This is a genomic window from Oceanospirillum maris DSM 6286 (genome assembly GCF_000422865.1).
Classification (GTDB): domain Bacteria; phylum Pseudomonadota; class Gammaproteobacteria; order Pseudomonadales; family Halomonadaceae; genus Oceanospirillum; species Oceanospirillum maris.
On sequence record NZ_KE383938.1, the window covers coordinates 49,775 to 71,559 of the forward strand.

20 protein-coding genes are annotated in these 21,785 nt (G+C 44.7%); 8 read left to right on the forward strand and 12 right to left on the reverse strand.

Features of this window, described 5'->3' with window-relative positions:
* Positions 1-126: 126 nt before the first annotated feature.
* The 4 genes from purT to G517_RS19625 all read right to left on the reverse strand — a co-directional run bounded on the left by purT (position 127) and on the right by G517_RS19625 (position 3,198).
* A complete protein-coding gene (gene purT, locus G517_RS0116095; RefSeq protein ID WP_028305257.1) occupies positions 127-1,308 on the reverse strand; it encodes a formate-dependent phosphoribosylglycinamide formyltransferase in 1,182 nt (393 codons plus the stop codon).
* 193 nt (positions 1,309-1,501) lie between these two features.
* Positions 1,502-1,762 carry a DUF1289 domain-containing protein gene (locus tag G517_RS19620; RefSeq protein WP_036591910.1) on the reverse strand — a complete coding sequence of 87 codons (261 nt, stop codon included), beginning with the start codon at positions 1,760-1,762 and terminating at the stop codon, positions 1,502-1,504.
* A gap of 137 nt (positions 1,763-1,899) precedes the next feature.
* Entirely contained in the window at positions 1,900-2,433 is a 534-nt protein-coding gene (locus G517_RS0116110; protein WP_425413780.1) for a gamma carbonic anhydrase family protein, read from the reverse strand.
* Positions 2,434-2,493: 60 nt separating this feature from the next.
* Complete coding sequence (locus G517_RS19625) at positions 2,494-3,198, reverse strand: CoA pyrophosphatase (RefSeq protein WP_245543277.1); 705 nt, start codon at positions 3,196-3,198, stop codon at positions 2,494-2,496.
* A gap of 290 nt (positions 3,199-3,488) precedes the next feature.
* Between G517_RS19625 and G517_RS19630 the strand changes: the two genes are divergently transcribed.
* Entirely contained in the window at positions 3,489-4,082 is a 594-nt protein-coding gene (locus G517_RS19630) for an NUDIX hydrolase (protein ID WP_051206511.1), read from the forward strand.
* A 2-nt stretch (positions 4,083-4,084) separates the two neighbouring features.
* Here G517_RS19630 and G517_RS0116130 read toward each other — a convergent pair whose 3' ends face one another.
* On the reverse strand, positions 4,085-4,399 hold the full coding sequence (locus G517_RS0116130; protein ID WP_028305259.1) for a YqfO family protein: 315 nt from the start codon (positions 4,397-4,399) through the stop codon (positions 4,085-4,087).
* Between the two features lie 77 nt (positions 4,400-4,476).
* Positions 4,477-5,469: a pseudouridine synthase gene (locus G517_RS0116135; RefSeq protein WP_028305260.1), complete on the reverse strand. Its 993-nt coding sequence runs from the start codon at positions 5,467-5,469 to the stop codon at positions 4,477-4,479.
* Positions 5,470-5,982: 513 nt separating this feature from the next.
* Between G517_RS0116135 and G517_RS19635 the strand changes: the two genes are divergently transcribed.
* Positions 5,983-7,914: a diguanylate cyclase domain-containing protein gene (locus tag G517_RS19635; protein WP_051206512.1), complete on the forward strand. Its 1,932-nt coding sequence runs from the start codon at positions 5,983-5,985 to the stop codon at positions 7,912-7,914.
* A 31-nt stretch (positions 7,915-7,945) separates the two neighbouring features.
* Here G517_RS19635 and G517_RS19640 read toward each other — a convergent pair whose 3' ends face one another.
* Positions 7,946-8,875: a LysR family transcriptional regulator gene (locus G517_RS19640; protein ID WP_051206513.1), complete on the reverse strand. Its 930-nt coding sequence runs from the start codon at positions 8,873-8,875 to the stop codon at positions 7,946-7,948.
* A gap of 147 nt (positions 8,876-9,022) precedes the next feature.
* Between G517_RS19640 and G517_RS0116150 the strand changes: the two genes are divergently transcribed.
* Entirely contained in the window at positions 9,023-10,252 is a 1,230-nt protein-coding gene (locus G517_RS0116150; protein WP_036591911.1) for a CaiB/BaiF CoA transferase family protein, read from the forward strand.
* A gap of 97 nt (positions 10,253-10,349) precedes the next feature.
* Here the strand turns inward: G517_RS0116150 and G517_RS0116155 are convergent, their stop codons facing one another.
* From G517_RS0116155 to G517_RS0116170, 4 genes are all read right to left on the reverse strand, one after another.
* A complete protein-coding gene (locus tag G517_RS0116155) occupies positions 10,350-10,694 on the reverse strand; it encodes a DUF3325 family protein (RefSeq protein WP_028305262.1) in 345 nt (114 codons plus the stop codon).
* Positions 10,691-12,289: a PepSY-associated TM helix domain-containing protein gene (locus G517_RS19645; protein ID WP_051206514.1), complete on the reverse strand. Its 1,599-nt coding sequence runs from the start codon at positions 12,287-12,289 to the stop codon at positions 10,691-10,693. The genes G517_RS0116155 and G517_RS19645 overlap by 4 nt, the downstream gene beginning before the upstream one ends.
* A gap of 1 nt (position 12,290) precedes the next feature.
* Positions 12,291-12,623 carry a hypothetical protein gene (locus G517_RS19650; protein ID WP_051206515.1) on the reverse strand — a complete coding sequence of 111 codons (333 nt, stop codon included), beginning with the start codon at positions 12,621-12,623 and terminating at the stop codon, positions 12,291-12,293.
* A gap of 147 nt (positions 12,624-12,770) precedes the next feature.
* Positions 12,771-14,843, reverse strand: a complete 2,073-nt coding sequence (locus G517_RS0116170; RefSeq protein WP_051206516.1) for a TonB-dependent receptor domain-containing protein — start codon at positions 14,841-14,843, stop codon at positions 12,771-12,773.
* Between the two features lie 768 nt (positions 14,844-15,611).
* On the opposite strand from G517_RS0116170, the gene G517_RS0116175 reads away from it, so the two are divergent.
* From G517_RS0116175 to G517_RS0116195, 5 genes are all read left to right on the forward strand, one after another.
* A complete protein-coding gene (locus G517_RS0116175) occupies positions 15,612-16,631 on the forward strand; it encodes a TRAP transporter substrate-binding protein (RefSeq protein WP_028305264.1) in 1,020 nt (339 codons plus the stop codon).
* Positions 16,632-16,723: 92 nt separating this feature from the next.
* On the forward strand, positions 16,724-17,278 hold the full coding sequence (locus G517_RS0116180) for a TRAP transporter small permease subunit (protein ID WP_028305265.1): 555 nt from the start codon (positions 16,724-16,726) through the stop codon (positions 17,276-17,278).
* Entirely contained in the window at positions 17,268-18,587 is a 1,320-nt protein-coding gene (locus G517_RS0116185) for a TRAP transporter large permease (protein ID WP_028305266.1), read from the forward strand. Before G517_RS0116180 ends, G517_RS0116185 begins: the two co-directional genes overlap by 11 nt.
* Positions 18,588-18,605: 18 nt before the next feature.
* Positions 18,606-19,043 (forward strand): universal stress protein, encoded by a 438-nt coding sequence (locus tag G517_RS0116190; protein WP_028305267.1) that lies wholly within the window; start codon positions 18,606-18,608, stop codon positions 19,041-19,043.
* A gap of 178 nt (positions 19,044-19,221) precedes the next feature.
* Complete coding sequence (locus tag G517_RS0116195; protein ID WP_028305268.1) at positions 19,222-20,934, forward strand: potassium/proton antiporter; 1,713 nt, start codon at positions 19,222-19,224, stop codon at positions 20,932-20,934.
* 47 nt (positions 20,935-20,981) lie between these two features.
* On the opposite strand, the gene csiR is transcribed toward G517_RS0116195, so the two are convergent.
* A complete protein-coding gene (gene csiR / locus G517_RS0116200; RefSeq protein WP_084632351.1) occupies positions 20,982-21,725 on the reverse strand; it encodes a DNA-binding transcriptional regulator CsiR in 744 nt (247 codons plus the stop codon).
* Positions 21,726-21,785: the final 60 nt, after the last annotated feature.

Consider the following 21,785-nt stretch of genomic DNA (forward strand, 5'->3'; position numbering starts at 1 on the left):
TCGGATCTGTCTTCTGATTCAGTGAAGGTGTTTGATAGACAGCCTGCAAGCAAGCGACCTATCATCTATGTAAACGCTATTCTAATCGTTCCTTCAGCGAGTTTAAACGCTGGCCAAGCCCTTAATCTACAGCTCTACACTCACAGCTGCAGCGGCACGCTTGGCTTTTTCAATAGCCGCGTCAATGCTGTTTTCCAACGCTAGGGCAACACCCATACGGCGCTCGCCTTTGACTTCTGGCTTGCCGAACAGTCTCAGCTGGGTATCCGGTTCAGCCAGAGCCGCACCTAGATTACCAAAACTGGCCTGTTCAGAATCACCTTCCACCAAAATAACCGCTGAAGCGGCTGGGCCAAATTGACGGATTGAAGGAATGGGGAGCCCTAAGATCGCCCGAGTATGAAGAGCAAACTCTGAAAGATCTTGAGAGATCAAGGTCACCATACCGGTATCATGGGGGCGTGGAGAGACTTCGCTAAAGTAAACATTATCGCCTTTAACGAACAGCTCGACACCAAATAAACCTCGGCCACCAAGGGCGTCCGTTACCGCCTTACCGATGCGTTGCGCTTCTGCTAGGGCAGCATCAGACATCGCTTGAGGCTGCCAAGATTCGCGGTAGTCTCCCTTTTCCTGTCGATGGCCGATAGGTGCACAGAATGAAGTACCTCCTTCATGGCGCACTGTTAGCAAAGTGATCTCATAATCGAAATCGACAAAACCCTCGACAATCACTTTACCAGCCCCTGCTCGCCCACCTGCCTGAGCATAATCCCAAGCAGCATCAACATCGGAGGAGGTACGTACCAAGCTTTGTCCCTTACCGGAACTGGACATAATCGGTTTGACTACACAGGGCGTACCCACTTCGGCAATGGCAGACAGGTATTCATCTTTGCTGGCGGCAAATTTATAAGGTGAGGTGCTAAGGCCAAGTTCTTCAGCGGCTAGCCTGCGGATACCTTCACGATTCATGGTCAGCTGTGTGGCCCGCGCGGTAGGTACAACGGTAAAGCCTTCTTGCTCCAGCTCTGCTAACGTATCGGTGGCGATCGCTTCAATTTCTGGCACGATAAGATGCGGTTTTTCTAATTCTATAACCTGACGCAAAGCATCGCCATCGAGCATTGAGATCACATGGCTGCGATGGGCGACTTGCATTGCTGGAGCATTCTCGTAGCGATCAACAGCAATCACTTCGCAGCCTAAACGTTGCAGCTCAATAACCACTTCTTTACCTAGCTCACCGGAGCCACACATTAAAACACGAGTAGCTGTAGAACTTAGGGGCGTACCGATACGAGTCATAATCAGATCCTTAAAAGAAAGCAACCTGCCTAGCTTTTAAACACCAGGCAGCATCAGATCTGACAATTGTAAGGAAAAAAGGAGAGGTTTGCAGAGCTTAAGTGCTTTGACTGAGCTAAAAAGCTTTGGTTTCAAAGCAGGCGTTCAGTTTCAAAGCCAAAGAACGTTTGGTTTTCCGAACAACAAGCCTCTATCAGATAAAGGCTTGATCTAAGCTTGCACGGCGCTGGCAGCTATTGAGTACCTGTCGCTTTTGTTCATTGGAATAGGTACTCCAGAGACGAATCTCATTACCATCACGATAACAACCGATGCAAAAACCTTCATCATTGAGTGCACAGATATTTGAGCATGGAGACAGGACCATTGTTGCCGCACATTTATCTGTACCGGCTTGCTTCGGATCGAAAACCTCCGGTTTAGTGGACTGAGGTTCAAATTCTTTTTGACTCACAAAAACTCCAAATCAAGCCTTAAGGTATTTAAACCCAAGGCTTGTCTATCAACGTAAAGGATTGAACTCAAAGAATTACCTTAATGACGGGAAGGTAATCTCCTCGATGATGCCTACGTTCTATCGACAAAAAAACGCTACAGGTTTTCTCGGAGCTTAAGTTGTTTGTGATACTTAGCACCGTTATCGACATAGTGTTGCGCGCTTGATTCTAACATACGGTATTGAGCCTCTGTGATTTGTCGCTTAATAACCGCAGGGGCACCCACCACTAATGAGCCATCAGGAATCACCATCCCTTCCTTAACAACCGATCCAGCGCCAATTATGCAGTATTTGCCTACTTTCGCACCATTCAAAACCACTGCATTCATACCAATTAAGCTGTAATCGCCAATTTCACAGCCGTGCAACATCACTTTATGGCCTATCGTTACGCCTTTACCCAGTGTTAAAGGGGTGTCATCGTCCACATGAAGCACAGAACCATCTTGTACATTGCTTTGATCGCCAATCGTAACCCTGTCGTTATCTGCCCGTATCGTAACATTGAACCAAATACTTGCCTGATGGCCTATCTTAATATCACCAATTAAATCGGCACTTGGGGCGATAAAAAACGTATCCGATGCAAATTCAATGCTTTTGTTACCAAGGTCATAAATCATCATTTTTTCCTCTGTTTTGTTATTTTTATGGTTATGGAAATAGCCTAATATCAATGTCTTCAGTTAATCAATAATACGACGATGCTTACTCGGCTCAAGATGGCGCAAAGGGCTACCTTGAGCAGGCACGTGAGTTAGCGAAAAATCGGCTCCCAAACCGGTTTTAAATAAATCCACCAACATCATGGCAGACAAGCCCCAAATAACAAATTCGTCATAATGATAACAAGGCACATAAATAGCCTGCTGTTCCACCGGAATAACGTCCGTATGGTGGCGCTGGTCTTTTAAGAAAAAGCGAAGCGGTACGCGAAAAATAGCATCAAGCTCATCTTCATTGGCCGTTAGCTCAATATGTTCCGACACAATGCCAACCCACGGCGTTACACGTACGCCCATATGGGAAACAACTTGATTAAGCTTGCCAATAACCTCCACTTCGTCAGGCGGCATCGCCACCTCTTCTTCACTCTCCCGTAGGGCGGTGTGTTTTAAATTACGATCGGTTTTATCTTTCATTCCACCCGGAAAAGCCACTTGACCAGAATGGCTGGAAAGGTGGGATGCTCGACGAGTCAGAATAATATGAGGATCTATTGGATTATCCGTCAAAGCGATTAGAACCGCAGCATCAGGGTGTGCGCCCTTAATTCTTGCGGGGGTAAAATTAGCCAGTTTTTGACGCAATAGCGCTAGATAATCGATAGATTCCTCAAGAAAATGACCGGCTGAGTTTAAGTCAGGATAATTAAAATTTTCTGCATTCACAGTACGTATACCTATTACCTAAGATTTTTTTACTATAGTAAAAAATCTTTATACTTGGAAAAAGTTGGCCCTAGTCAACCTTGAGTTTCTGCCGTATTCTGTGAAGAAAGCTTCGGTAATGGCCAGTGCTATTGATAATACAATTCTATTCCTAGCGCCTTCATCTTGTAATACCTTGATCAACCCGCAGCACCTTGATCAAGAGGCTAAGAATAACCTGCATTGAATATGCCCTGCCCCAGCCGCCGTTAAAACCAGACAGCACCAGAAGTAGAAGGACAGCTTTTAGGATGAATTTTTGTAGCGAATGCGGTGAAAAAGTTCGGGTAGGCGTTCCAGAGGATGACAACCGTCCTCGTCATATCTGCGATGCCTGCGATACGATCCACTACCATAACCCCAAAATTGTTGCTGGGACGGTTCCTGTTTACGGTGATAAAGTGTTGCTTTGTAAGCGTGCTATTGAACCACGTATTGGCTATTGGACACTGCCCGCAGGCTTTATGGAAAATGAAGAAACGACTGCAGAGGCTGCCGCCCGTGAAACATGGGAAGAGGCTCAGGCCAAAGTTGATATTAGCCATCTATACGTGCTGATTGATACCACCGTTATCAGCCAAGTCTACATGATGTTTCTAGCAAATATGCCGACGGCAGAGTTCGGCGCTGGCCCTGAAAGTTTGGAGGTAGAATTGTTCGCAGAAGAGGATATTCCTTGGGGCGAGCTGGCTTTCCCTACCATCGAAAAAACCTTGCGCCTTTATTTTGAAGATCGTAAAAAAGGCCACTTTCCAATGCATCAATGCGATGTTAACAAAGAAGATCGTGACCGTTTTTATGCCGCGATTGAAAATTCTCAATCCAGCCAGACAAACAAAACTTAAGCCTAAAAATCATCTACTAAGCGGATAACTTCATAAGCTGGCTCTTCGTAAGGGTGCGCCAGCTTCATCGCCGCTACAGCTCGTTTAATGAGCTTGTCATCACAGATCAGCTCCACTCGATATTCTTCAACCTTTTCAATATAACCTTTTGTGCCTAAATGAGGATGACTCCCCTCTAAAGGGCGAAACTGTCCCTGTCCTTTAACCTGCCAACAACAGTGATCATAATGACCGAGATGGCCGGCTCCCGTTTCAAATACAGCGGTTTTAACCGGCTCTAGGTGCGACTCTGGCACAAAAAAAGCAAATTTATACATAATCTTATCCTTTCTTAAGATGACAGCCTTTATGCCAAAATGGGACTTTATAAAATGAACCTTTATAAAATAGCCCCTTACAATCCAGCATGGCCTTCCTCAGGATGGGGAATCGAAAGCGCGCGCCGACTCTTAAAGAACCGCTCCTCCCCCGTCACCGGATCAGTAAACGCTAAAGTATAGGCCAGAAGCTGTAAGGGCGCGCTGTAATCATCGTGCTCTGGCTCTGGTTGCACCTCGGGATACCAAGGGTCATTTTCAATAGGTATCCCCATTGAGGCAAGATGCAGGCGTAGCTGATGCTGACGGCCCGTATGCGGCTTCATTTCGTAAAGCCCCCATGCAGCACCGCCTTCTTCAGAACAGTCAGCAGTAAGAAGCAGATCAATAGCCGTTTCACTATTGGCCTCTCCTTCCGCTTCTTTCATGGTGAAAAAATAATCCCCTTTCACCATCAGGCTACGATGCACTCTCGGTAGTGTCAGCTCAGGATTAATCGGTGCCACAGCACGGTAAGTTTTCTGTACGTTGCGCTGCTGAAAAAGCGTCTGATAAGCGCCGCGGTGCTCAGGCTGTTTACAGAGCAAAACTAAGCCTGCGGTTTCACGATCGAGCCGATGGGCCGGTACTAAATCAGGTAGATTTAACCGATTACGTAGCCGTATTAACAGGGTTTCTTTTAGATGTCGGCCAGAGGGAATCGTTGATAACCAATGCGGTTTATCGGCAATAACAATAAAGTCATCTTGGAAAATAATCGTTTCTTCAAACGGCACCCGCTGCTCATTCGGCACGTCTCGGTAGTACCAGATTTTAGCACCAGCAATAAACAAAGCTTCTTCGTTTAAGGGCTGTCCATCATTGGCCACTAAGTCCCCCCGGGTTAATCGTTCTTTCAGCATGTCTGGCTCAATATGAGGAAAACGATACTGTAAGTAACTGAGTAAATTAGGCCAGCGCCCCTTAGGATGCTGCTCATCACAGGGTAAAATAAGATAGCTAGGCGGCACTCCATCTCGGTAAGGCAAAGGTGAGCTTTTAGAAGTCGAGCGCTGCTTTTTTCTGGCCATGGGAGTTCCGGTTTGTCAAAGAGAGATAATTACGAAAAAACTGCAGCCGGATTGTAGGTGATTATTGCCCTTAGGTCATGGCCGAAAAGAAGTGCTGTTCGCTAAAAGCTATAGGCGAAGCCATTAGCAATGCTCACAAATAGAGCCGTATCCATATTCTAAAGCAATACGTTAAGACCGGTCTAAAGTCGGAATAAAAGCAATTCGATAAACCCTTACTAAAAGTCATGGAATAATCCTTTACTATAACCCATATTAATCATATAGATACTGAACTATTTTCTTATTAAACTAGCAAATATCAGCTATTCTGCTATTTTATTTTTTTCCACTTTATAACGATAACAATTAACCTATGGCGGTCATCAATGTCATAATTAATTCTCCTGCCATAATGCTAAAGGGTCACACCTGATTTATTGACTTGATAAATATAAAAATGATTAATATCAACAACATAAACAAGAAAATAAAACCAACTATCCCAAAAAATCTTAAGAAGAGTATACCCGTTTGAATCTAGCAGACTTAACTGTACAAACAGATATTATTCAGCAAAACATTATGCTGTGGTGGTTACTGGGCTTTAGCGTTTTAATCAGTGCTGCTTTAACGGCATCGTTATTGCGTCTTCGCTATGCTTATCGTTTACATAATAATTTGCGTTTTAAGGCTGAAAAAGACAAAAAACGACTAGAAGAGAACCATCAGCTACTACGTTTACTGATTGATCAGCTTCCTCAATTTATTGCTGCTAAAGATAAAGAAGGTCGCTATATTGAATGTAATCAGAGCTATCTAGATTTTCTCGGCGTGTCTCGACAAGATGTGATTGGGCACCAGACTGGCGACCTATTCGAAAGCCAGATCCACCAGTCATTAACAGAACAAGATGGCCTAGTTCTTCGCTCTGGCAGTAAACGCTCTCAAGCCCGCTGGATGACGCATACTTCCGGTGAAAACTGCTTGATTAGAACCCAGAAGCTACCACTCTTATCTTTCAATAAAGAACTGCAAGGCATTCTGACGATTAGCGAAGATATTACCGCTCAAAACCAACAGGATAAGATCGATAAGCATCGAAACTTTATTCTTGAGCAGTTAGCGCAGGGAGAACCTCTCGATGATATTTTACTGGCCTTAGTCACCTTCACCGAAGAGCTTTACCCCGGCCTTCTGTGCTCGATTTTACTGATTGATGAAAAGACTGAGACGCTACAGTTAGGTGCAGCCCCTAGCCTACCAGATTTTTATAATGTGGCTATCCACGGGCTATCAATAGGTGATGGTATAGGCTCTTGCGGCACAGCCGCATTCACGGGACGACCTGTGATTATTTCTAATATTAGTTGTCACCCTTTTTGGCAAGATTTTACTCAACTTGCGGCTAAAGCAGGCCTAGAAGCATGCTGGTCAATGCCGATAAAAAACAGCCATAACAAGGTGTTAGGCACATTTGCTATTTACTACCGCCATCAGGCAGAGCCATCTGCAAACCAAATGGAATTGATGATTGTTAACGCCCATCTTGCGGCGATTGCCATTGAATCCTCTCAGATGGATCAACAACTTTCAATGCTTTCCCAAGCCATCGAATACTCGGCCAGTTTTGTTGTTATTAGTGATGATACAAAGGTAATCGAATACGCCAACAAGAGTTTATTCGACGCGACAGGCTACAGCAGCCAAGAACTTAAAGGGCAGCCTTTCACTATTTTCACTCCAGAAGATGATCGTGAAGAGCTGGATCATTTGATACGCAAAGTCCTTCAGAACGGTGAAGTTTGGCGAGGCGAACGGCAATTTCAACATCGTAATGGCGAACTATTTTGGGTGATGAGTTCCATTGCGCCTATTCGCAACACTCTTGATGAAGTAACACACTTAATCTGTGTGGGTGAAGATATTACCGCACTAAAACAAGAGCAAGAATATATGGAGCTGCTCGCCTTTTATGATCCACTAACAGGCCTAGCAAATCGTCGACTCTTTAAAGATCAGCTGGATCTTGCCATTAAACAATGTAAGCGCCAAAAACAAACATTGGCACTACTGTATTTAGATTTGGATCGTTTTAAAGCGGTTAACGATGAATACGGGCATGAGGTTGGCGACGAACTGCTCAAAGAAGTCGCAAGACGACTCCAGAAGACACTCCGTGAAAGTGATGTTATTGCACGCATTGGGGGTGATGAGTTCAATATCCTTTTACCTGATATTATTGATGGTCAAACGGCAGAAAATGTAGCCAACAAGATACTAGAAAGCGTTGTTCAGCCCTTTAAAACAGACGATATTGAACTAACCGTTTCAGCCAGTATTGGCCTAACGCTCTACCCCGATGATGCCGTTGATACAAAGCAGCTGATCAAAAATGCTGACGTAGCGATGTATCGCAGTAAAGAGCGAGGGCGTAATCAAAGTTTGCGCTACGTGAACGAGTAGTTTCTTTTTAAGCCGTTTCTTTTTTTAAAGATTAAAGAGGCGCAGGAAAATCAGCAGGGAGCACCGCCACATCCGCACCCTCTAATTTATGGCCTAAGTTTTCTTGCATAAAATCAACAAAAGCTCGGCTGGCTTTGGATAGATAGTGATTACGCTTCCAGCCCAATCCAATATGCAGTGGAATTTTGGGGTCAAAAGGGATCGCCTTTAAATTATCTTCTGGTCGAATAATGCCAGACAAAACCGTACTGATACCCACACCACTGCTTACCATTGATTTTAAAAGTTCAATCAAATTCGTTTCAAAGCGAATATCTAACTTAATATGATGCTGCTTAGAGAATTTGCTTACTGCCTCCCGCAAAAAATATCCTTCACGAAACATGGTCAACGGCTCACGACAAAAAGTATCCAGAGTAATCGAGTGATGGTTCGCCAGCGGATGACTATCCGGCAAGCAGGCGACCAGCTCTTCACGAAAAAGCTCTACACTACGGATCTGTTCATGGGATGGATTAAGACGAACCAGAGCAACATCCAGCTGACCTTCTAATAGCATCTGTTGCAAGGATGCCGTGCCCGCTTCAATCAGATTGATACGAACTTTGGGATAACGGCGCTTAAATTGAGCCAGTAGTTTCGGCAAATAATAGGAGCTCAACATACTTGAGGCACCAAATTGAATCGTGCCGGTATCAAAACCTTTAAGCTCCTGCAGCTCCAGCTCTGCATCACCAACCGTTTGCAGGATACGTTGGGCATGGCGCAGCAATACTTTGCCGTCAGAGGTTAACGTCATCTTACGTTCTGCGCGGTTGACTAACTTAAGCTCTACTTCTTCTTCAAGTTTCTTAATTGCCATACTCAAAGCAGGCTGAGCAATGCCTAAATGGGTTGCCGTATGCGTGAAGTTGCCGATTTTTGCCAACGCGCAAAAATACCGAAGCCGCTTAATATCCATCATTCACCATTGATTTTACTTATAGAAACTATATCTACTATATATTGTAATTATCCCTTCCGTCTCGTTAATTTGCTAGATACAAAGCAAATAATAAGGCGTATAGCCCTTCATTGTGAAGCGGCGTACGGAATGAGGGAGATTTTTATGGGTGCGCTATCCCATGTTCGCGTACTGGATATGAGCCGTATTCTGGCAGGCCCTTGGGCAGGTCAAATGTTAGCGGATCTTGGTGCCGATGTTATCAAAGTGGAACGTCCCAAACGAGGAGATGATACCCGTAGCTGGGGGCCTCCGTGGGTGCCTACGCACAGTGATCGTCGAGGAGAAGCCGCGTATTATCTTTGCGCCAATCGCAATAAACGCTCTCTCGCCCTCGACATCACCAGCCCTCAAGGGCAAGAGATTATTCGTAACCTTGCGGCAAGTAGTGATATTTTTTTAGAAAACTACAAAGTTGGCGGTCTTAAAAAATACGGACTAGATTACGACAGCCTAAAAAAGATTAATCCGCGCCTTATCTACTGCTCAATTACGGGCTTTGGCCAAGATGGCCCTTACGCTAAACGCGCCGGTTACGATTTTCTCATTCAAGCTATGAGCGGCTTAATGAGTATTACCGGTGAAAAAGATGGCAACCCTGGAGCTGGCCCGCAAAAAGTAGGCGTAGCCCTTACCGATGTGCTAACGGGAATGTATGCCACCACCGGCGTACTTGCAGCTTTGGCTTCTCGGGATCAAACAGGAGAAGGTCAGTATATTGATATTGCCCTAATGGACGTACAAGTTGCTTGCCTTGCAAACCAAGCGATGAACTATCTGGTTTCGGGTAACTCACCTCAGCGTCTGGGTAATGCTCACCCTAATATCGTGCCCTATCAAAGTTTTGAAACCGCCGATGGCTATATGGTTCTTGCGGTGGGTAACGACGATCAGTTTGCTAAATTCTGCCATGAAGCAGGCTTACCGGAATTAGCTCAAGACAAACGATTCACCGCCAATGATCAGCGAGTGGCCTATCGTGAGCCTCTGCTAGAGATTCTTCAGCCGGTCATCCGCCAACGGAGCACTGCGGATTGGATTGCTTCTCTTGAAGCCTTATCCGTACCCTGCGGCCCTATTAACAGCATCGGTGAAGCCTTTAATGACCCACAGATCAAAGCCCGGGGGATGCGGTTGGATATCCCAAACCCAGAATCAGTCAGCGGAACCATGCCTTCAGTGGCAAACCCATTGAAAATGTCTGGCACACCGATCACCTACGACACCCCAGCCCCCCTTTTAGGCCAGCATACCAAGGCTATATTAGATGAAGCAGGGTTAAGTAAAGAGCAAGTAGCGCTCTTACTACGTGAAGGGATTATTTCAGATCGGTAATAGCAAGGCGTAATGTCTACGAAAAAAGCTGGCCTAGCGTAATAATAGATAGGCCAGTGTTTTTTCAGATACTAGATACTGTTCCGGCAAGATCACTTCAAACCAAATTAAAGAATCTAAATCCACAGTAAAGCACCACCCCTATAACTGTTACGATAATCAATAGTGGAAGAAGTATCTTTGGATACCATGTTAAAAACAGCATAGGCATGAATGCAACGATACCTAAGTAAACTAAACCAGTGGATAATCCGATTGATAGCCCATTAATTTCTGACCAAAGCACGCCGCTCCAGAGCATAACACCCCATGCTAAAAAGCTTAAAGCAGTCCTAGCAAGATAAGGTAATGTTCGACCCAATATCGACTTTTGGTGACGGGCCATGTTGATAGCCAACAAAATACAAGCCGATATAGAAAAGAAAAAGCTTGCAGTAATCATACTGGGTTTCCTAAGGGCTTAGAGATATTACGTTTAACAGCGGAAGTGCCAGATAGCCGAGTAAGTACACGGGCAATCAAGAAGAATAAGATGGCAAATAGTATCAATAAGCTGTCAACGCTAACGAGTATCCAGTCACCGTTCATCAAAGACACTGGCAGTCCACTGTTTCCAAGAGTTAAATTATAAAGCGGGAGCATGGCATAAAGAGCCGCTGTTAGTAGGCATTGCTCTTGCCAGGCCTGATATCGAGAGCGTAGAAACGAATGAATGAAACACAGTCCCCACACGATAAAAAACACTCTAATTTCCCACAGTTGTCGATCAAAGAAATCCATAGGTAATAACCGATTTGCCCAGAAGCCGGCGGCAATAGCCAAAGGCAAGCCGATTAAAGCTCCAAGATTTAAATGGCGAACCGTATTTATACCTCGATGTAAATCGCTACCTGGTTTTCGTTGACGCTTAACAACCCAAAGCACAGCTCCAGAGGCAATCATTAACGTACCGATAAGGCCTGCTATAAAATAAACCCAGCGCTGAAACGGAGCGGCAAAATTCAGCTTATGCAATCCAGCCATAACATTATAAGTCGCACGGGCGACGCTTGGCTTCTGCGATCGAATCAACGTAGTTTGCCCTGTTGATGCTTCATACTTTAATTGTTCACCCCTACCTTGATTGAATAACGTACCCCCACTTCGCTCTCTCAGCTCAATATTAGCTGCCCCTGTAGGGTTCTCTATTTGCACTCTAGAAATGCCCGAAGGCCAGCGGTGAGTCATATCCGTATGTAAAGCGGCTATTGTTTCAAGTAATGGTGTCTCTCGTTTATTTTGATCAAGTGATTGATGTTCCATTAGTCCACTTCGACCACCAGCACTAGCCATATAGGCGCGACGATCACCATCAAAGGCACTTTCAATTCCCCACGGGATGAATAAATACATCAACAAGAATAGGCCGCTTAGCGTAATCATAAGATGAAAAGGAATCATCAATACCGAACTCGCATTGTGCAAGTCCATCCATGAGCGCTGGCCTTTGTTGGGCCTAAAAGTAAAAAACTCAGCAAAGATTTTTTTGTGCACAATAATGCCGGTTATTAAGGCAATCAGCATAGCAAGAGTTGCAATACCAACAATCCAGCGGGCGAGCTCTCGGGGGATTCCATACAGGTCAAAGTGTACTCGGTACAAAAAATCTGCAAAGCGTGTTTCTCTGGCCGCAATATTGCTGCCATTAGAGCTCAGCTGACGATATTGCCCTCCAAACTTACTCACCCGCTCGCCTTGATCAAACCAACGTAATTCAATTACAGGATAACGAGCATCAGGCAAATCAATACGCCACTGAGATGCATTGGAAGCGTTATATTCTAGATAATTGAGGGCATGTCGAAGTGCCTGCTCTTCTGTTATGTCACTTGTGACATGTAATTCAGGCTGTAGCCAGTAATCTAACTCTGCGCGAAAAAAGCTAAGAGTTCCTGTCAGGAAAACGAAATACAACAACCAAATAAATGGTAAACCACTCCACGTATGTATCCATGAGTTACTACGCCTAAAACCTATTTTCTTACTGGACTGAGCCATATTAACCACCTATTTTTTTCAGCAGTAATGGCAAAATGAGACAGATAGCAGCAAGAGTTATCCCCGTAAGTAAGCGCTGAATATTTCTAATATAGAACGTACTTATCGTGATAATGACAGGTACAAAAAAAGCTAACATAGTGGCTGTCAAAACAGCATCAGCAGGAGGAAGGGGCAGTACAAGGCTTAAACTTGCAGCGGTTAAGGCTGAAAGAATATAGCTGGCTAGCAATACAATAAAGAGCCGAACAGCGACACCCCAAGGGCGATACCCAAGTAAATCAGGCGGTGCCGGTTTTTTATTTTTAGAGGAAGATAAAGATACTTGAACCATGCGAATAGATACCTACAAAATAAGCGCAACCGACCTTTTCGCCCTTGCTTTCCATAGGGCTTAGTTGCAAAAGGTCGGCTATCTCAAAAGAGAAGTTGCATTAAAATCAATCTACAGCAGGAGGCTGGAGTTCAATTAATAGGCTTATTAGAAATCAACGCTTAAGCCAAGGTTTAAACGGCGACCATCAAGCACAACACCGTAAGTCTCATTGGTTACTTCTTTATTGAGCAGGTTGTAAACACCTGCTTTTACATAGGCTGCAGTTGTCAGCTGATAAGCTAATCCAGTATCAATAAAACCATAACCCGGTGTGCCATCAGAAATAGAGCTTCGCCCCATATAGTCTGAAGTCTTGCCGCGATAGTTACCTTGTAGCCATAAATTCAATTGCTCCGTTTTTTGCCAATCTAAATTGGCATTCAACATGTGCTTAGGAATTTTATTAAGTGGCTCACCCTTGAATTCACCACTTTTTTGTTCTGATTCTGTATAGGTATAACTGGCACTAAGAAGCATTTCTGGCGTTAGATTGTAGTCAACACTAGCCTCAACTCCTCGTATTTGAGCACTATCAATATTTTTACGTGAACTGACGAAGGTATGAGGGTTCCCTCCGTAGGAGCATTCATCCCAAGTCGAGACATCATTTCTGTCGTAATCACTATCTTCACACAAACGATCTTCGGCAATCTTATCTTTGAAGTCAGTCTGGAAGAGCATCACGCTGGTATTCAACCCAGTGCTTACATCATCAAAAACAAAGCCCATTTCATAACTGGTACTTTTTTCTGGTGAAAGATCCGGGTTACCAATGATAACCGCTCTAGGGTGAGGAGCTGGAGAACCTCCGCCACCAGTGCCACGACCAAAACCCTCTGTCGCTTCTGCCAACCCAGGTTGTTGATAACCGGTGGAAACACCACCTTTGACAGCAAACTCTGACGTCACACGGTAGTTTGCATAAATTCGAGGGGAGAGGTGTCCATCAAACAATTCATCCTTGTTATAACGAAGCCCTGTAGTTAGATTCAGCTTTTCATTAATAGCCCAATCAAACTCGGTGAAAACAGCAGCAATCCAACGGTCAGCACTTCTGACAGCACTAGGAATATTTGAGTCTAGTAGCCCATTAGTTTCATCCGTGAAATTTTCATACTTATACTGGCCACCAAACGTAAGTGTATGCTCTCCAAGAAAATAGGAACCCTGAGTATTAAGTGTCGTGATTTCTTCTTTCTTGGTTTCAGCCTGAACCCGCTCTGAAGTGTCGTACTGTAAAAAAGTATTGAGGAATAGATTATCGTAACGTCCTTCATGGGATACGAGATAAATATCTTTATCGTAGCGCATCGACGATCCATCACTATCCTCATCAATACTTTTACCAGTGGTCGTGGTCGTCCTTAATGTCGACGCATCGTAGGAAAGAGCGAACTCATTCTGCTCGTTCGGCGTAACAAAAAACTTTACCCCACCTTGCTTACGAGTCGTTTGAGGCTTACTTGCCGCAGAATCTCCACCTCCAGAAAAATCACTCTCATCAAGCCCTAGCCAGCTGCCGCTGATTTGTGCAGAAAGCAACTCAGGTATAATTGTGCCACCGGTGAAAATATCTACCTGCTGTTCATCATTATTTAAATTGTTTAATGATTTTGTATATTCCGTACTAATGGAACCTGACCAAACACCACTATTACGGCGGGTAATAATATTAATAACACCGCCCATTGCCTCAGAGCCGTAAAGAGATGACATAGGGCCTCGGATTACTTCGATGCGCTCAACCATAGTAATAGGTGGCAATCCAATCTGTTTACCGCCATCAGAGCCATTCGTGTTAACTGAACGACCTGCAGAAATAGGCCGCCCATCAACTAGGTAAAGCGTGTATTTATCATCCATTCCCCGAATAGTAATGTCTTGCATATTGCCACCACCGGAGACATAAACCCCAGGAATATTTTTAACGGCATCAACAATACTTGTGAAGGATTTTTTGGCGAGATCATCGTGTGAAATAACAGAAATACTAGCAGGCGCATCAATAATATTTTGCTCAAATCCCGCTGCCGTCACCACCATGCTATCTTGAATCATACTGTTTTTTTGAATAGCATCCTGCGCTAACGCCGGAAAGCTTAAAGCGATTGTTATCGCTACGCTAAGCGGAGTGAATGTAAATCTAGCGAGTGAAGGAGCAGTTGTAAATTGCGTCATGTAAAACCCTTATGGCATTCAAGCATTCATTGATAATGATAATATCTATCAAATGATAACAACTTAGATTTGAAGGGCGATGGCATTTACAATATTTACAACCTTAAGCTTGCAGGCTGTAGGAGGTAGGTCTCAAAATAAGAAATTGGAAAGCTTAAAAAAATAATCAAAAAAATTGAGCTTAATATTTATCAACGTCGTAAGTATATTTCTGCATGCACGGCTCTATTCCCTCACTTTATTAAACCCAAGTCACGAAGCGCTAAAAACCTTGCTACATTACGACACAGAATTAGCGCCAAAATGTGTCACCTAACGTCACAACCCGTAACAGATAAAGCTTGAAAGCCGTATGGATATTGGTTTTAAGCATGAGCCAAGTCATTTTTTTTCACTCGACTAAAGGCTATCTTATTGAAATAGTTATGTTATTTTCCTCTACTGCATCACCTTAGTGCATTATTGTTTTTCTATGGGCATAAACAAAGCACACCCCCTTCTATCAATAAAATTTATGATAAATATAAATGTCATATCCTTTACTTATTCATCGTGTCTATATAACTTCGTGGTTAGGTTGTGAGGCTTCGTAGGTTAAATGTTAAGAAATAGTGGGTTTAGCCTCTATTTTTTGATCCAAGACCCCTTACAACGTACCGATGACGCCCCCTGTCGTCGACCCTTACTGGTAAGGCCACTAAGATGGTTCAGCCGGTGCAGATGATGCCCCTAACATTTGAACTTATAACAATTAAAGTGAGCAAAAAGATGCTGAAGAAAATCGGTCAACTGAAGAAACAGATTTTGACAGGCTCCCTTGCGGTTGCAATGGGTCTAGGCGCTATGACTTCTACGGCACAAGCTGCAGAACATAACTGGCGTTTTGCTAACTTGTACTCTCGTGGTACAGCTTTTGGTGAAGTTTATGGCAACATGGCTAAGAACATCGAGAAGATGTCTGGTGGTCGTATTTCCGTAAAAATGATGTACGCCGGTGAAGGTGTTTCTACTACAGGTATTTTGGGCGCTGTTAAATCTGGCCTGATCACCATGGGTGCTCACTTTCAACCAATGAATGCGGGTGAGTTACCTGCAGGTATTGTTGAAGTAGGTCTGCCAGGCGGCACCACTGATGTTGCGAAATTAAGCGTTCTGTTCCATGAAGATGGCTGGAATGAAGTGCTAACTCGCGCCTACGGCGAACAAGGTCTTGTTTACTTAGATCCTTACATCCAGCCTCCTGTTTACCTGCTAACCAAAAAGCCAATCAACTCAGTTGCTGATTTTGAAGGTCTGAAGCTACGCGCACCAGGCGCTTATGGTAAGTTTGTTCGTAACCTAGGTGCATCTCCTGTTTCTATGAGCTGGAGTGAAATTTACACCGGTCTAGCAACAGGCGTAATCGACGGTTCTATCGGTTCTAACTTGATCGATCACCGCGATGGTAACCACGTTGAAGTGGCTAAGTACATGTACCGTCTACCTCTAGCGGGTGCTCAAGTATTACCTGTTGTTGTAAACCAAAAAGCTTGGAACAAACTGCCTGAAGATCTACAGGCGATTGTGAAAGGCGCAACAGCGATTCATGCACGTGAGCAAATGACTAAATCTCGTCTATGGGAATCTGAAGCTATTGCTGATATGGAAGCAAAAGGCATGAAATGGAGCCCAATGCCTAGCGATGCTGACAAAGCCGCATGGTCTAAAGCTGGTGAGTCTCTGTGGGATGAGTATGCAAAAGCAGATAAGTTCAGCGCTGAACTGATCGAAATCCTGAAAAAGAACTAAGTTATAACTAACTAAAATTCTGACTCAAGATTATGTTGTTGAATAAAGGGCGCACTCCGCCCTTTATTTTTTTCACTGCAGGCGTAAGTGTTATGGTTAAAAAAATATTTACTTTTTACTGCTCATGGATTGATCAGCTTGTTCGTATAGTAGGGCAAAGCGTTTCTATTTTAATGCCCCTTCTGGCCTTAGTGATCGCTTTCGAAGTGGGTTCACGATACCTTTTTAACCATCCTACTATTTGGGCTTATGATACCTCTTTGTTTTTGTCGGCTTACTTGGTTGGTCTGGGTGGTGCTTATGCCTATCAGAAAAAGACCCATATTAACGTCGATATCCTTTACCTATCCGTTTCGCCAAAAACAAAGCGTGTTTTTGATGTCCTAACGGGCCTACTCGCCATGTTTTTTATGTTTATTCTGATGATGATCGCCTATGAAAAGTTCGGCGAAGCACTACAGTTTAACTATCGAAAAATGAGTAACTGGGCACCGCCTACCCACCATTTCTGGATGATGCTTGTGGTCTCTGGGGCTCTCGTCTCTCTGCAGATTACCAGCAATATGGTTAAAGATATTTATTATGTTATTAACGGACACCCGTTGATTGCCGTGCCAGAAGAAGAGGATTCAGAAGATGGGAATTGAGGTGCTAAGCGGCATTTTGCTGCTGTGTATTTTAGTCAGCTTTGCGTTGGGCGCGCCGGTTGGCTTTGCCCTTGGCGGCATTGCAATGGCTGTAGGCTATGCCACATGGGGGGAGGGTATTTTCAATATTCTGCCTAATACGTTTGAATCAACCATGTTTAGCTTCATTCTGTTGGCTATTCCCCTGTATATCTATATGGGACAGTTGTTGACGCGCTCGGGTATTGGCGATGCGATGTTTAACGCCAGTCAGCTGGTGATCGGTAAGATCCGTGGCTCTTTGGCAATTAGTGTGATTGGGGTTTGCTCCATGATCGGTGCCATGGTGGGTATTATCGGTGCCGGTATTATGACCTCTGGTAGTATTGCTCTGAAGCCAATGCTTGACCGTGGTTACGATAAAAAACTGGCGCTTGGTGTGATTATGGCCGGTGGCGGTCTGGGTATCCTCATTCCACCGAGTGTTCCTATGATCATGTTTGCCGCATCCACCCAAAACTCTGTGGGTAAGATGTTTGTCGCAGCGCTATTTCCTGCGCTCTTAGCCATTATCGTATTAGTTACCTACATTCTGATCAGCTGTAAATTAAACCCTGAACGTGCGCCTATCGATACAGGCGTAGAATCAAAAATGACACCCAAAGAAAAAGTCCGCACCTTGCGTGATGGCTTTATGTCGGTGCTTCTGATTTTTGCGGTACTGGGCAGTATTATTAGTGGTATTGCCACGCCAACAGAGTCGGGTGCTATTGGTGTTGTGGGTGCGGTTATTCTAGCGTTCTTCTTCAAGCGCTTCCGCTTTGGCATGTTCAGAATGGCCGGTATGGAAACCGCTATGCTGGTGAGCGTGGCGATGTGGATTATTCTGGGTGCTTCCTTGTTCAGCAATTTCCACTTGCTGATGGGCGTTCAGGATATGATTGCTAACTTTACTCAGGACTTGGGTCTGCCGCCGATGGGCGTGATCATTCTGATGCAGTTAGTCATGCTAGCCCTAGGCTTTATCGTTGACGAATTTATTATCGTCTTGATGTGCGCACCGCTATTTACACCCATTGTGGTTGATCTAGGCTTTGATCCTATTTGGTTCGGTATTCTAATGATTCTGAATATTGAAATTGCCGTGCAAACACCACCTTATGGCTTTGCTCTTTTCTACCTAAAAGGGATCGCACCTCCCGATGTCACCATGCTCGATATTTATAAATCGGTGACACCTTTTATTTTGTTGAAACTCATGGTACTTATCATCTGCATGTTGAACCCTGACTTGGTAATGTGGTTACCGAACAAAGTAATGGGTGACTAAGGGAAATAAGAGGTCGTTATGTACAACACAGTGTTGATCCCTATGGATCTGGAACATGAAAACATGTTCCCAAAGGCCGTTGCATTAGCTCAACAGCTGATTGGTGATGAGAATGGCGAGATTCATGCCATCTATGTGGATCAAAATATGATCCACAATGGTAATTTCTCACTATCGTCAGATACCGTAAAGCAAGTTCAAAACGATATGAAGCAGCAGGTCAAAAGCCTGTTTAAAAAACACGTACCCGAGCATCTACGAGGTAAGTGTCGCGTTAAAGAAGGTGTGGTTTACGATACCGTACTTGAAACTGCCGAAAAGCTAAAACCGGAAGTTATTATTGTCGCCGCAGGTCGCCCAGGCTTATCCAGCTACTTGCTAGGCTCTAATGCTGAGAAGATTCTTCGTCATGCACAGTGCTCTGTGTTTGTCGTTCGGGATGAGCATAAGTGGTAATATTCAAAGGTTGAATAAAAAAAGACCTCAACAGGGAAACTGTTGAGGTTTTTTTTTGCCTAAGCAAGTCGGCTATGACTTCCCATGAGGCAATCTGTTACTCAGACAGGCTTTTTTGTCACATTAAAGGTATGGCATAGTATTTGTATCTTTATTTTTTAGCAAAGAGAGTGTCTTGGTGGAGAACCTTAACCTTATTTTCTTAATTGCATCGATACTATTGTGTCTTAGTATTCTTGCAAGCGTCATATCAGCCCGAATGGGTATGCCGCTATTACTTGTCTTTTTAGCAATTGGTATGCTCGCCGGTGAAGATGGACTGGGGGGGATCAATTTCTCAGACTTCGAGTCCGCCTATATTATTGGTAACTTAGCCCTCGCTGTTATTCTACTTGATGGCGGTATGCGCACTCGAATGGCAACCTTCAGGGTTGGACTAAGACCCGCACTCTCTCTTGCCACCTTAGGCGTCGTTGTCACCGGCGGACTGACTGGCCTTTTGGCGGTGTGGCTGTTCAATATCACCTTACTGGAAGGGTTATTGGTTGGTGCTATTGTAGGGTCGACCGATGCCGCGGCCGTATTCTCCATGCTTGGCGGTAAAGGCGTTCGGCTTAATGAGCGGGTCAGTGCCACCCTAGAGATCGAATCAGGCACCAATGACCCGATGGCTATTTTCCTAACCGTCACGCTTATCAGCCTACTAACACAGCCAGAATCAAGTGGCTGGGACGCTCTCATCATGTTTGCTCAGCAATTTGGCATAGGGCTACCCTTTGGCTTATTGGGCGGCTGGTTGTTCGCCAAAGTATTGAAGCGCCTTGATTTAGCCGTCGGCTTATATCCTTTGCTAGTGACAGGAGCAGGCCTAGGGCTTTTTGCTACCACAAACCTACTAGGTGGCAGCGGTTTTCTTGCCATTTATTTAGCGGGTTTGATGATAGGTAATAGCCGATGTGCTCACTTATCTCATATTTTGCCGGTCAATGATGGCTTAGCTTGGCTTAGCCAAATAGGCCTGTTCTTGATTTTGGGGCTATTGGTAACACCTCATCAAATGCTAGCGATAGCATTACCCGCCACGTTATTGGCTTTGGGAATGATTTTTGTGGCTAGGCCTTTAGCGGTGCTAATCTGTTTGAAGCCTTTTTTCCGCTTTAACCTGCGGGAGTTAATGTTTATATCCTGGGTTGGTTTGCGGGGAGCCGTACCGATTGTACTGGCTATTTTTCCTATTATTGCCCAGGTTGAACAGGCCAGCCTCTACTTTAATATCGCCTTTCACGTTGTACTTATTTCCCTGTTGATTCAAGGCAGCAGCCTACCCTTTATGGCTAAATGGCTGAAAATGGAGCTACCTCCAAAATTTGAACCCAAGCGCCGCTCTAGGTTAGGAGCCTACCCTGAAGATGACTACGAAGTTTTTATCTACCGACTAACCTCAGGTGCCCTTGACCATGTGGAGTTAAGACGTCTTCGTTTTCCTTCCGGTGCAAGAATTGGCGCGCTATTTCGCGATCATCGGCTTATTCATCCATCTGGCAGCACCAAGCTGCTGAAAGATGATGTGGTCTGTATTATTGGCCGAGAAGCCGATCTTCCTGTGCTCAACAAAATGTTTGATGAAACACCGCAGGACCATAAAGACAAAGTGCGAGACTTTTTTGGTGACTTTACCTTAAGCGGCGATGCTCCATTAAAAGATCTAGCAGCGCTTTATAGTTTGACCATTAGTCCAGACCAAAAAAATCAAACACTAGGTGATTTAGTGGGCTACCGCTTTGGCGGCCACCCTGTTGTGGGTGACCAATTTGAATGGCATGGGATACGCTGGGTTGTCGTCGAAATGGACGGTGATAGCGTCTTAAAGGTAGGTCTAAAACCGTTATAGACCCTAAAGCGCGGCACAGCAGAAGAGCCGCATAAACATTAACAGCCTTAGCGGCTCTGCGTGGGAAGAAGCCCTTTAATAATCGCGATGGGACTAAGAATATGGGCATACATCAGCGCCTTTGCTTTTTCTTTATCGCGGTTAAGTAAGGCATCGACCAATTCAGTATGTTCTTGGCGCTTCTCTTCTAACGCCAACTGGGAAAAAACCGTTTGCTTAAGCCATAGCTGGCGATAACGCTCTGCCTGATCCAGTAACGACGCTCGCATCTCTAGCAGCTTCGGAGAACCGCAACCGCTGACAATCGCCCGATGGAACGATTTATGTCGGCTATCCCAAACCTGCAGCATCTCTTCGGGGGAGTTAACCTCGTTTACCCGAGATAGCTTATGGGCTTCGCCTAAAATATCAGCCTCCCAGTCCTCATCACCTCGCTCAACTGCTAGGCCAGTAATTAAGGCTTCCAGATGGGCGCGGGCATCATAAATATCGGTCAGCTCTTCTTCAGACATCTCAGCCACGCGAAACCCGCGCTGGCTAATGGCGGTCACCAGTCGATCAGCCACCAATTGAGATAACGCCTCACGCATAGGGCCAGCACCAATTTCATAATGGCTTTTTAAATGGCTCATAAGAAGCTTGTCACCAGGCTGATAAGCACCGTTGATAATGTCTTGCTTCAGCAAGCGATAAGCGATGGTTGCCTGATTCGCCTTGCTGTGTTCTGCATCTTTATCTGAACCGCTGCTCGTAGCCTGTCCAATAGTTTGACTGCTTTTTATTGCTGACATCTTAATCTTTCCCATAGTCCGTCTGCTGCGCATGCCGTTGATTATAAACAGAGTGTGAAA

Coding starts and splice junctions, on each gene's coding strand:
- purT (WP_028305257.1), bottom strand. CDS start 1,308: ATGACTCGTATCGGTACGCCCCTAAGTTCTACAGCTACTCGTGTTTTA.
- G517_RS0116110 (WP_425413780.1), bottom strand. CDS start 2,433: ATGATGATTTATGACCTTGGTAACAAAAGCATTGAATTTGCATCGGAT.
- G517_RS19630 (WP_051206511.1), top strand. CDS start 3,489: ATGAATTTTTGTAGCGAATGCGGTGAAAAAGTTCGGGTAGGCGTTCCA.
- G517_RS0116130 (WP_028305259.1), bottom strand. CDS start 4,399: ATGTATAAATTTGCTTTTTTTGTGCCAGAGTCGCACCTAGAGCCGGTT.
- G517_RS0116135 (WP_028305260.1), bottom strand. CDS start 5,469: ATGGCCAGAAAAAAGCAGCGCTCGACTTCTAAAAGCTCACCTTTGCCT.
- G517_RS19640 (WP_051206513.1), bottom strand. CDS start 8,875: ATGGATATTAAGCGGCTTCGGTATTTTTGCGCGTTGGCAAAAATCGGC.
- G517_RS0116150 (WP_036591911.1), top strand. CDS start 9,023: ATGGGTGCGCTATCCCATGTTCGCGTACTGGATATGAGCCGTATTCTG.
- G517_RS0116155 (WP_028305262.1), bottom strand. CDS start 10,694: ATGATTACTGCAAGCTTTTTCTTTTCTATATCGGCTTGTATTTTGTTG.
- G517_RS19645 (WP_051206514.1), bottom strand. CDS start 12,289: ATGGCTCAGTCCAGTAAGAAAATAGGTTTTAGGCGTAGTAACTCATGG.
- G517_RS19650 (WP_051206515.1), bottom strand. CDS start 12,623: ATGGTTCAAGTATCTTTATCTTCCTCTAAAAATAAAAAACCGGCACCG.
- G517_RS0116170 (WP_051206516.1), bottom strand. CDS start 14,843: ATGACGCAATTTACAACTGCTCCTTCACTCGCTAGATTTACATTCACT.
- G517_RS0116175 (WP_028305264.1), top strand. CDS start 15,612: ATGCTGAAGAAAATCGGTCAACTGAAGAAACAGATTTTGACAGGCTCC.
- G517_RS0116180 (WP_028305265.1), top strand. CDS start 16,724: ATGGTTAAAAAAATATTTACTTTTTACTGCTCATGGATTGATCAGCTT.
- G517_RS0116185 (WP_028305266.1), top strand. CDS start 17,268: ATGGGAATTGAGGTGCTAAGCGGCATTTTGCTGCTGTGTATTTTAGTC.
- G517_RS0116190 (WP_028305267.1), top strand. CDS start 18,606: ATGTACAACACAGTGTTGATCCCTATGGATCTGGAACATGAAAACATG.
- csiR (WP_084632351.1), bottom strand. CDS start 21,725: ATGTCAGCAATAAAAAGCAGTCAAACTATTGGACAGGCTACGAGCAGC.